This window comes from Accumulibacter sp. (genome assembly GCF_016789985.1).
GTDB lineage: Bacteria > Pseudomonadota > Gammaproteobacteria > Burkholderiales > Rhodocyclaceae > Accumulibacter.
Genome location: NZ_JAEUOL010000074.1, coordinates 1 through 11,240 on the forward strand (window position 1 = coordinate 1; position 11,240 = coordinate 11,240).

9 protein-coding genes and 1 pseudogene are annotated in these 11,240 nt (G+C 64.5%); 9 read left to right on the forward strand and 1 reads right to left on the reverse strand.

The annotated features are described in order from the left end of the window. Positions 1-98: 98 nt before the first annotated feature. Positions 99-1,937, reverse strand: coding sequence for an IS1634 family transposase (locus JNK99_RS04355; RefSeq protein ID WP_291849148.1), 1,839 nt, complete (start codon positions 1,935-1,937; stop codon positions 99-101). 204 nt (positions 1,938-2,141) lie between these two features. Here JNK99_RS04355 and JNK99_RS04360 point away from each other — a divergent pair. The 9 genes and pseudogenes from JNK99_RS04360 to JNK99_RS04400 form a co-directional block, all read left to right on the forward strand. Beyond that, positions 2,142-2,497 (forward strand): annotated as a pseudogene (locus JNK99_RS04360) (ATP-binding cassette domain-containing protein); the annotation flags it as partial. 276 nt (positions 2,498-2,773) lie between these two features. Continuing rightward, positions 2,774-3,310 carry a DUF547 domain-containing protein gene (locus JNK99_RS04365; RefSeq protein WP_291849151.1) on the forward strand — a complete coding sequence of 179 codons (537 nt, stop codon included), beginning with the start codon at positions 2,774-2,776 and terminating at the stop codon, positions 3,308-3,310. A 12-nt stretch (positions 3,311-3,322) separates the two neighbouring features. After that, entirely contained in the window at positions 3,323-3,595 is a 273-nt protein-coding gene (locus JNK99_RS04370) for a hypothetical protein (RefSeq protein WP_291849154.1), read from the forward strand. Positions 3,596-3,708: 113 nt separating this feature from the next. Then, positions 3,709-4,380: a TetR/AcrR family transcriptional regulator gene (locus tag JNK99_RS04375; protein WP_291849156.1), complete on the forward strand. Its 672-nt coding sequence runs from the start codon at positions 3,709-3,711 to the stop codon at positions 4,378-4,380. Beyond that, entirely contained in the window at positions 4,377-5,495 is a 1,119-nt protein-coding gene (locus JNK99_RS04380; protein ID WP_291849159.1) for an efflux RND transporter periplasmic adaptor subunit, read from the forward strand. Before JNK99_RS04375 ends, JNK99_RS04380 begins: the two co-directional genes overlap by 4 nt. Next, on the forward strand, positions 5,492-8,575 hold the full coding sequence (locus tag JNK99_RS04385; RefSeq protein WP_291849162.1) for an efflux RND transporter permease subunit: 3,084 nt from the start codon (positions 5,492-5,494) through the stop codon (positions 8,573-8,575). Before JNK99_RS04380 ends, JNK99_RS04385 begins: the two co-directional genes overlap by 4 nt. A gap of 171 nt (positions 8,576-8,746) precedes the next feature. Beyond that, positions 8,747-9,229: a CBS domain-containing protein gene (locus JNK99_RS04390; RefSeq protein WP_291849165.1), complete on the forward strand. Its 483-nt coding sequence runs from the start codon at positions 8,747-8,749 to the stop codon at positions 9,227-9,229. Next, complete coding sequence (locus JNK99_RS04395) at positions 9,229-10,563, forward strand: ArsB/NhaD family transporter (protein ID WP_291849168.1); 1,335 nt, start codon at positions 9,229-9,231, stop codon at positions 10,561-10,563. The genes JNK99_RS04390 and JNK99_RS04395 overlap by 1 nt, the downstream gene beginning before the upstream one ends. A 380-nt stretch (positions 10,564-10,943) precedes the next feature. Further along, the coding region (locus JNK99_RS04400) for a TRAP transporter small permease subunit (RefSeq protein ID WP_291849171.1) at positions 10,944-11,240 on the forward strand (297 nt) is incomplete at its 3' end.

The window sequence follows — 11,240 nt, forward strand, 5'->3', positions numbered from 1 at the left end:
TAGCCCAAGTTTAACGAGTCCCAAGAAACATCTAGCTGAATCAATCGGTTGCGGGCCAAGAGGATGTCGAGTGGCACTACAAGCCCGTAATTGGCGATTCAGCTGATCAGTTTTCTGGTTCCTCCGGGTGCGGCGCTGATGGCCAGCGCGCGATAGATTGCCAGCAGATCGGGTTCGGCGACGGTGGCTTTGCGCACATGCAGGGATCGCCCGTCGCGCTGGCTGAAGGTCGCAGTGACCCGGCGCTGCACCGAGAGGATGTCGCGCAGGGTCGCCCAACTGTCGGTGATCCCCGCGGCCTTGAGTTTTACGCGCAGGAACTGAACGCACTGGTAGGCGAGGGAGGTGATGAACAGATGACCGTCCGACCGCTCTTCCTTGTGGTGGTAGATGGGTCGCAAGCCCAGTTCGCTTTTCAGACTGCGAAACACACTCTCCAGATCGGTCAGCATCGTGTAGGTGCGCCAGAGTTTCTCTTCATCCCAGGCGAGTTCGTTGGTCCGCAGGCAATAGACGCCGGGATGCGTCGCCATCGTGCCGGGAACCGGCACCTTCTGCCAGGTGATCGCCGTCACCGTCTTGCCGCTCTCCTCGGTGACGAGATTGACCTGGTAGTGCTGGCTGGCGCCACGGCTCTTCTGCTTGAGTCGGCCGAGACGTTCCAGCAGCTTGTCGTGATTCTTTTCGCTGCGGGGCTTTTGCAGCCCATCGCGCATTTGCTGCAAGCCCGCCTCGAAACGCCCACAGGATAACGCGAGCATGGCCTCTTCCTTGAGTTGCCGGCTCGGCGAATGGCAATACAGGCAAAGCTCCTGGCCATCCGGGCTCAGCTCCTTCTGGAGAGGCAGCCACTCCTCGCCAGCGGTCTCGATGCTCACCGAGCGTGTGGCATCGAACTGCCGCATCCCGCCGCGACGCACCACCAGATAGCGATAGCCGTGCTCGACCAGCCAGGCGACGTTGGCGTCGGTGGCCATGCCGGCATCCATCACCACCAGCGCTCCCGCCGGCGTCCCCAGGCCGGCCAGCATGGACGCCAGCGTGCCGGGCTCGGAGACGTTGCCGGCGAAGGGCTGTGAGCGCCGGACGAAGCCGCTGCCGTCGAGCACCAGACCGAGCGTCACCAACGGGCAGTCGCTGCGCTTCTCTTTCGAACGTCCTCGCCTGGCCTTGCGATTCAGCTTGACGTCGCCTTCAAAATAGGTGTTGCTCAGGTCGTACAGGGTGACCGTCTCTTGCAGATCAAAGAGCGTCCGGGCGGTGCTGAACAAACGCGTCTCGATCACCTCCCGATGTTTCATCAGGACGTCCGAGGCGCGGTACAGACTCAGGTGCGACATCGACAAGAAGTCGACGTCCATCAACTCACCCAGGGCGCTGTGCTGCTGCAGCCAGTTCCAGGTCGCCCGTTCCGACCCCGGCTGGCCCAGCCTCCCGATCAGGTTGCCGAGGATCGATGCCTGCACCACCCCATTGACGCCCAGTTCGTTCAGCGTCTCGATCAAACCCAGCTCGCTTGCCGCATGCAGACCGACGTGTTCGACGCCCACCGACCGCGGCTGCGTCATCTGCAGCGAGTCCACGTCGACTTCCTGGAAGTCCACAGGCGGGCGAGGTTCGCCGGTCGATCCGGCCGCACTCTCCGTCGACGCGATCGTCGGTGCGCGAGCAACCAGCTGCGCGTGGTAACGCTGCGCCGTGCGCTCGATCAACTCAGAGCATTCCAAAGGCAGGATCACCGCCTGCGGATTGAGCAACTGCTCGAGCCGGCTGCACAGAATCGGCCAGTCCTCCTGCTTGATCGGAAAGTGCCTCCCAAGGTTCAACAGCGTGATCTGTCGGACCTTGCCACCGATGCGCTCGCTGCGCACCAGTCGGTAGGTGACGTAGCTTTCACCCGTCGCCTTGTTGCCGGTTCTCGTCTGTCGTATGAACATGCCCACGATCGTACAACAAAAGCAAGGGGATCGGCCAAAACGTCATACGATTATGGCACTACAAAACGCCTGAAAAATCCACCATCAGGAAAATCAACGACTTAGAATCGAGACTCGCCTGAAAAGCAGGAAATATGCGTATGGGGTGTTAACAACCGGGTAAGGGACGACTCGACATCCCTCGGCGCCAATCCCTGGCAGTTGTCGAGCGGCGAACTGCGGCGCCTGCGCGCACGTATCAGGATGATTCGCCAGACGCCACCGATACTCCCGCCCGCTGGTGGTGACCGCCATCCTCGCCGGGCGACTGGGTCGTTGGCCGGTGTGAAAGAGACTCCTCTCACTTGCTTTACCCGGTCGATACCGACGGCGCACAAACGACCCTGGCGTGCGCCGATCTGGCCGACCGTCTTTCCGGCGGCCAGTTGCACCGTGTCGGCATTGCCCGCGTGCCCTATCAGCAATCCGACCTGATTCTCGCCGACGAACCGGTTTCGGCGTTCGATCCGATGCTGGCCGATGCCGCTCTGAGCGAACTGGTGGCCGAATCGGCAGCGCGCAGCGATGTTACGACGGCGACCGGGCTGGCCAGCAGCAGTGGTGGCGGGCGGCGGTCGCGTTTTCTGCTCAATCTGCTGCGCAACGTACCGGAACTGGTGTGGGCGACGCTGATGGTGCTGGCCGCCGGACTCGGCCCCTTTGCCGGTACGCTGGCGCTGCATACGCGCTGAGCGACCCGTCTGTGCGCGCATGGTCCGCGTCTGACGGGCACCCTGCGGGTGCGCGGTGCCAACGCCGGTGTACCGTCTTGATGACTGGCGAAGAGGAGAGGTGACATGTACGCAGCGCGACCGCTGTTCGTTTTTCTGCTCGGCCTGCCGGTTTTCCCGGCGCACGCCCATGATCACACATCGTCAGTGGACTGCGCTGCTCGCCCGGCACGTCAAGCTGCCGCCGGCGGCAGCGCCAGCAGCGTGGACTACCGTGGCATGGCGGCTGATCGGGGTGCCCTGAACACCTATCTGACCTCACTGTCCGCCGTGTCGGAACAGGAGTACGCGGGCTGCTCACGAGCCCGGCAGATGGCATTCCTGATCAATGCCTACAACGCGTTCACCATCGACCTGGTATTGAGCAGGTATCCGGACCCGAAGTCGATCAAGGATCTCGGTAGTACGTTTCGCTCGCCGTGGAAGCGCAAGCTCTTCGTCCTGCCCGGGCAGAAAGGCAGCCTGGACGACATCGAGCACGGCATGCTCCGTGCTCCGGGCATCTTTGACGAGCCGCGCATTCATGTCGCAGTGGTTTGTGCCTCGATTGGCTCCCCGATGCTGCAGCCACAGGCGTTTACGCCGGAACAGTTGGACCGGTAACTCGAAAACGCGATGCGTCTTTTCCTGACGGATCGTTCGCGCAATCGCTTCGATGCGGCTGACCGGCGCCTCGCCATATCGAAGATCTGCGACTGGTACGGCAAGGACTTCGCAGGGGGCCACCAAGGCTTCGATTCGTTCAAGGGAACATTCCGACGCTACGCCGAGCAACTGGCATCGACCGTCGAAGGACAGGCGATACTGGTGGCAGGTGATTACCGGATCGAGTTCCTCGACTACGACTGGGGACTGAACGATGTCACGCGCAAGGACGGTCGGCCCTGAGCGGGGTGCCGCTTGATCGGCACACCGGGCGCGTAGCAGCGCGGAGGGCAACGTTTGACGCCTGCACTGCCTTGGCGTATATTACTGACCGTTCAGTCACTAAGTATCGGCCGATGAATCATGCCGCCGCCTTGCCCGAGTCCGGTCTGCTTACCGGCAAGCCGACCGCACGTCGCCGCCGCAAGGACGCCCGGCCGTCCGAGCTGACTGCCGCAGCGCTGGCACTTTTTGGCGACAAGGGTTTTGCCGCCACCCGACTCGATGATGTCGCAGCCCGTGCCGGTGTCTCGAAAGGCACGCTCTATCTTTACTTCAGCAGCAAGGAAGCATTGTTCAAGGCAGTCATCGAGGATGGCATGGTGGCTGCCCTGGCGGCGGCCGAGGAGCGCCTGTCCACCTATCAGGGTCCGGCGGTCGACTTGCTGCGCGAGCTGTTGCTCGGCTGGTGGGAGCAGATCGGCCGTACCCCGCTGGCCGGGGTGAGCAAGCTGATCATTTCCGAGGCGCGCAATTTCCCCGAGCTTGCGCAATACTATCAGGAGCGGGTGATCAACCGCGGCCGCGCACTGCTGCGCAGCGCGCTCGAGCGGGGCATCGGCAGTGGCGAGTTTCGCCCGCTCAATGTGGAGGCGGCGATCGACGTCATCATCGCACCCTTGCTGATGCTGGCGATCGCGCGCTTTTCGCTGCGCCTGTGTGGCCAGGCGGTCGAACCGGAAACCTACCTGGCGACACACTTCGAACTCCTGGTGCGCGGCCTGCAGTCACCAGGAGGCCAGTCATGAAGCCGGGTACGGCAGATACCGCCGCGCAGCGGAGCGGCTGCCGCCTGCTGCTGGGCGGACTGGTGCTGCTCGCCCTGCTGGCTGGCTGCGGCAAGGAACCGACGGTACCCGAGACGGCGCGCCCGGTGCTGACGCGGGTGCTCGGCGAGACCGCTGGCGACGAGCTGTTGACCTACTCGGGCGAGGTGCGCTCGCGCTACGAGACGCCGCTGGCCTTTCGCATTCCCGGCAAGATCACCGCCCGGCTGGTCGATACGGGCGCCGTGGTCAGGCCTGGCGAGGTGCTGGCCCGGATCGATCCGGCGGACAGCGTGCTATCGGCCACGGCGGCGGCGGCCCAACTGGAACTCGCCAGCGCCGACCTGCAGCGCTTCCGGAACCTGCATGAAAAGAACTTCGTCAGCCAGGCTGCGCTGGACGCCAAGGAGACCGCCTTCAAGGCGGCGCGCGCGCAGGCCGAGCTGGCGCGCAATCAGTCCGCGTACACGGTGCTGCGGGCCGAGCAGGCAGGAGTGATCGGGCTGATCGCCGCCGAAGTGGGTCAGGTGGTGGCTGCCGGACAGACGGTCATGCGACTGGCGCGGGCCGACACGCTGGAGGTGGCGATCGCCATCCCCGAGGGGCGAATGCCCGAGGTGCGCGCCCTGGGAAGCGCCGAGGTGAGCCTGTGGGCGGATGAGCAGGCGCGCTACCCGGGCACGCTGCGCGAGGTGTCGCCGGTGGCCGACCCGATCACCCGTACCTATGCGGCACGGGTGGCGATCGACGGTGCCGATGCGCGGGTGTTGCTCGGCATGACCGCCAAGCTGCGTTTCCTGCGGCGTAATGACAATACCCGCCTGACCGTTCCGCTGACCGCGATTTTCCAGCACGACGGCCGACCGGCGCTGTGGATCGTGAGTCCGGAACAGATGGTCAGCCTGCGACCGGTGGTGGTGGCCGGTTACCGCGAGGACAGCGCGGTACTCGAAAGTGGTGCCGCGGCCGGCGAGAGGATCGTCGTCGCCGGTGTTCACAAGCTGACCAGCGGTGAGCGGGTGCGGGTCATCGAGCAGACCCGGCGCCCGAGCGAGCCGCCGGCGAACCAGGCGCGCGCCGACGCGGCGGCGCAATGACGCCGCCCAACCTGTCCGAGTGGGCGCTGCGCCACCGGTCGCTGGTCGCCTATCTGATCATTGTTCTGATGCTCTCCGGCGTCCTGTCGTATTTCAGACTGGGGCGCGCCGAGGACCCGGACTTCACCTTCAAGGCCATGGTCGTGCGCACGCTGTGGCCGGGAGCCACGGCACAGGAGGTGCAGTTGCAGGTCACCGAACGCATCGAGAAACGGCTGCAGGAGGTGCCCTGGGTAGACGTGCTGCGCTCGCAGACCCGGCCGGGCGAGTCCTTGATCACCGTTCTCCTCAAGGACTACACGCCGAAGAAGGAGGTGCCGGAAGCCTGGTACCAGGTGCGCAAGAAAGTCGGCGACCTGCGGCACACGCTGCCGCAGGGGGTGCTCGGCCCGTTCATCAACGACGAATACGGCGACACCTTCATCACCATCTATGCGCTGACCGGGGATGGTTTCGACCTTGCCGCGCTGCGCCGCGAGGCCGACCGCATCGGCCGCGAGCTGCGCCAGCTACCGGATGTCAAGAAGATCGAACTGTTCGGTGTGCAGGACGAGAAGGTGTTCATCGAGGTGTCGCATGCCAAGCTGGCGACCCTGGGCCTCAATCCGCTGGCCATCTTCGATGCCCTGCAGAAACAGAACGCGATGACTCCGGCCGGTTTCTACGAAACCCCTTCCGACCGCGTACGCATCCGCGTCTCGGGCGATTTCGAGTCGGTCGACAACATCCGCGAGATCGGCATCCAGGCGGACGGACGCCTGTTCCGGCTGGGGGACATCGCCCGCGTCGAGCGCGGTTTCGCCGACCCGCCGACGCCGCGCATGCGCGTCCAGGGGCAGGACGCGATCGGCATCGGCATCGCGATGAACAAGGGCGGTGACGTGATCCAGCTCGGCGACCGGCTGCGCGCCACGATGGATCGCCTGCAGCAGCAGTTGCCGCTGGGCATCGACCTGCACGTCGTCGCCGACCAGCCGCAGATCGTCCGCCAGTCGATGAACCTGTTCATGTCGTCGCTCGGCGAGGCGGTGGTGATCGTGCTTGCCGTCTCGTTCATCAGCCTCGGTCTGCGTACCGGCGCCGTCGTCGCCCTGTCGATTCCGCTGGTGCTGGCAATCACCTTCCTCCTGATGTACGCCTTCGGCGTCGACCTGCAACGAATCTCGCTCGGCGCCCTGGTGATCGCCCTCGGACTCCTGGTGGACGACGCGATCATCGCCGTCGAGATGATGGTGGCCAAGATGGAACAGGGCTGGGATCGCTTCCGGGCGGCCACCTTCGCCTACACCTCGACGGCCTTTCCGATGCTCACCGGCACCTTGATCACCGCGGTCGGTTTCATGCCGGTGGGACTGGCCAAATCGGGTGCCGGTGAGTACACCTTTTCGATCTTCGCGGTGGTGAGCATCGCGCTGCTGGTGTCGTGGTTGGTCGCCGTGGTGTTTACCCCTTACCTCGGTTACCTGGTGCTCGATGCCGAGAAGCTGCAGCGCAAGGCGCAGCAGCATGGAGAAGACCCCTACAACACCCGCTTCTACCGCCGTGTCCGGGCAAGCGTCGAATGGGCGTTGCACCATCGCTGGCTGGTCATTGCAGCGACGCTCATCGCCTTTGCCGCCGCACTGGCGGGACTGGTTTTCGGGGTGCAGAAGCAGTTCTTCCCGGCGGCCAGTCGCCCCGAGTTGCTGGTCGATCTATGGCTGCCGAACGGCTCTTCGCTGCTGGCCACCGCAGCACAGGCGAGAAAGGTCGAAACCCTGCTCGCCGAACCCGAAATGAAGCGCTCGGTCAAGTACTACGCGAACTATCTGGGCAACGGCAGCCCGCGCTTCTACCTGCCGCTCGACCAGCAGTTGTTCAACGACGGTTTCGCGCAGTTTGTCATCACGACGCACGACATCGCTGCGCGCGAAGATCTCAAGCGCCGCCTCGAACAGAGGTTTGCCGACGAGGACGGCGAGTGGAGCAGCCTGCGCACGCGCGTTCTGCGTCTGGAGAACGGCCCGCCGGTCGGTTTTCCGGTCCTCTTCCGCGTCTCGGGCGAGGACCTCGTCGAATTGCGCCGGGTGGCGGCCGAAGTGGCAGCCGTGATGCGCGCCAATCCGCATCTGAAGGAGGTCAACTTCGACTGGAACGAACTCGGCAAGGCGATCCGCATCGACATCGACCAGGATCGTGCGCGGGCGCTGGGCATCAGCTCGCAGGAACTCTCCGCCTTCCTCAATTCGATGCTGACCGGCATTGCGCTGACCCAGATGCGCGAAGGTGACCAGTTGATCGACGTCGTGGCGCGCGCCGCCGGCAATGAGCGCGCCAGGATTTCGGCCCTGGCCGACATGAACATTCATACCGCCAGCGGGCGCTACGTACCGCTGGCGCAACTGGCGAAAATCACCCATGAACTCGAGGAGCCGGTCATCGCGCGGCGCAACCGCCTGCCGACGGTGACCGTGCGCGCCGACATTCGCGACGGCATTCAGGCACCCGCCGCCACGGCGCAGATCGACCCCCTGCTCGACCCCGTGCGGGCCCGATTGCCGCCGGGTTTCCGCATCGAAGCCGGCGGCGCGACCGAGGAGTCGGCCAAGGGCGAGAACTCGATCAAGGCGGTGATGCCGCTGATGCTGGTCAGCGTGATCACCCTGCTGATGATCCAGTTGCAGAACGTCGGCCGCATGCTGCTGGTGCTGCTGACCGCCCCGCTCGGCCTGATCGGCGTCGCTCTTGCCCTGATCGTCTTCAAGGTACCCTTCGGCTTCGTCGCCAACCTCGGTGTCATTGCCCTGTCCGGCATGATCATGCGCAACTCGGTGATTCTCGTCGACCAGATCGAGCAGGACGAGAAGGGAGGAAAACCGCCCTGGGAGGCGGTGGTCGGCTCGACCGTCCGGCGTTTCCGGCCGATCATGCTGACCGCTGCGGCGGCCATCCTGGCGATGATCCCGCTCACCCGCAGCGTCTTCTGGGGGCCGATGGCGGTGGCGATCATGGGCGGGCTGATCGTTGCCACGCTGCTCACGCTGCTCTTCCTGCCGGCGCTCTATGCCGCCTGCTATCGGATAAGGCCCGCCCGGCCATAACCCGGCCGGGGCGTCCGTGGCGGAACGCTGCCCGGCGCCGGGCGTTCCGCCGGGAGCCGCCGGCATTCGATTGACACCCTCTGTCCGGCGTCGGCATACTGGCGCTGTCCCCCTATTGCCTGCGCCACGCACGGGCAAGGGGTTTTTGTGTGCCCCATCCCCGGAGGTTCCGTGAAACATCAGCCCGAAAGCCTTTGCCGCTCGATCATGTCGGAGCCGCCAGCCGTGCTGCAGCCGACCGACACCATGCTCTTTGCCCTGCGCACCATGGTCGCGCAGCGGGTACCCGCCCTGCCGATCGCCGAACGCGACGGCCGCTATGTCGGCATGCTGCCGCGCAGCCGGCTGATCGCACTCGCCATGCCGCGGGTGCTCTGGCAGGAGAGCACGCAACATCCCTTGAGCCGCGTGCAGGGCGGCTTCATCCAGGATAGCCTGGCCGACCTGCAGGAACGGCTGGACGGAGTCGCCAACGATCCGGTCAGCCGCCACCTTGACCCGGAGGTGCCGGTGCTGTCGCCCGAGGCCACCCTGATGCACGCCATGCTCTTCCTGCATCGGCAGCGCAACATCATGCCCGTCGTAGAGAACGGAAAACTGATCGGGGTCGTTTCCGTCTGGGATGTTCTGGCCAGAATAGGGAGGGTCAGATAATGCACGCGGCGACCTCCAGCGTCCTTTTCGGTCTCGATCCCCTGTGGCTATCGACCGTGCTGATGATCGTCACCTACGGCGTGATCATCAGCGAAAAGCTGAACCGCTCGATCATCGCCCTGCTCGGGGCGATGCTGATGGTCATGTTCGGCCTGCTGACCCAGGAACAGGCGGTCGGCGGGGTGGACTTCAACACCATCGCCCTGCTCGTCGGGATGATGATCATCGTTTCGATCACCCGCAAGTGCGGCATTTTCGAGTTCCTGGCCATCTGGTCGGCGAAACTGGTCAAGGCCAACCCGGCCGGCATCCTGGCGATGCTGGCCATCGTCACTGCCCTCGTCTCGGCGTTGCTGGACAACGTCACCACCGTGCTGCTGGTGGTTCCGGTGACCCTGATCATCACCGAGGCACTGAAGGTCAATCCGTATCCCTTTCTGTTTTCGCAAGTCCTTGCCTCGAACATCGGTGGCACGGCGACCCTGATCGGTGACCCGCCGAACATCCTGATCGGCGGACAGGTCGGACTCTCGTTCAACGACTTTGCCATCAACCTGGCGCCGGTGATCGTCGTCATCCTGATCGTGCACGTCCTCTCGATCCATCTCATCTGGGGCCGGTGCATGCAGTCGTCGCCGGAACTGCGCGCCCGCGTCATGGCCTTCGACGCAGTGCAGGCGATCACCGACCGGCGCCTGCTGCGCCTGGCCTCGCTGGTCCTGGCTCTGGTCATGCTGGCTTTCGTCATGGCACGCACGCTCGGTCTCGAGTCGGGCACCATCGGCATGGCCGGCGCCGCGCTGCTGCTGCTGCTCGACAACCTCGGCAAGCCCGCCGAGCAGCAGTCGGAGAGCGTCGTCAAGGTGTACAACGAGATCGAGTGGGTAACCATTCTCTTCTTCGTCGGGCTGTTCATCATCATCGCCGGGGTCGAACACGCCGGCCTGCTGCGCCTCCTCGCCGACCAACTGCTGGCCGCCACCGGTGGCGATTTCACCGCTACCGGCGTGAGCATCCTGTGGGCGTCGGCGGTGTTGTCGGCGATCGTAGACAACATTCCCTTCGTGGCGACGATGATTCCCCTGATCAAGTCGATGGGCCCCGCCTTCGGCGGTGGCGATGCGCTGTTGCCGCTCTGGTGGTGCCTGTCGCTGGGCGCCTGTCTCGGCGGCAACGGCACGCTGATCGGCGCCAGCGCCAACCTGACGGTGGCCGGCATCGCCGAGCGCAACGGAATTCCGTTCAGTTTCGCCACCTACACGAAGATCGCTTTTCCGCTGATGCTGACTCATGTCGCGATCAGCCAGGTCTATCTCTGGTGGCGCTACTTCTGAACCAGCGCATGGCCCGGCGCTGAGGCGTGCGGCGCGGGGGAAACGCCAGGGCGGCTCGCCGCAAGCGGGCCGCCCGCTGCCCGGTTCTTTCCTGCGCGCCTCTGCGCCGCTCGGGCGAATTGCCTACGGCATGCGGCCATGCCTTGCATGCTGCTGATTCGTAATTGATTTCCCGCCCCCGGTAGGGAATCTGGCGGATCCCGATGAAGCCCGCGCAGCACCCGAAGCTGTGCCATAATCGGAGCTTCTGTAGGTGGCGACCGGATTCCGGCTGGTGGCACGTACGGAAAACACCGCGGAATTGCCCGTGATGAGGCAAGGCGCAAGCGAGCGGTGGACAGGAGGAGCGGCATTTTCAGTCGTCTATGGAGGGATATCCCATGAATGGATTACTCAAGCTGTCGGGTCTGATCGATGCGCTCACCGAGCGCGTCGGCAAGACCCTGATCTGGCTGGTTCTGGTCGTCACGCTGATCGCCGCCGCCAACGCGGTGATGCGGTATACGATCAACTACAGTTCCAATGCCTTCCTCGAAATCCAGTGGTACCTGTTCTCGGCGATCTTCCTCCTCGGCGCCGGCTACACCCTGATGCGCAACGAGCATGTGCGCATCGACCTGATCGCCGGCCGTCTGTCACGACGCGGCCAGGCGTGGATCGACATCTTCGGCATCATC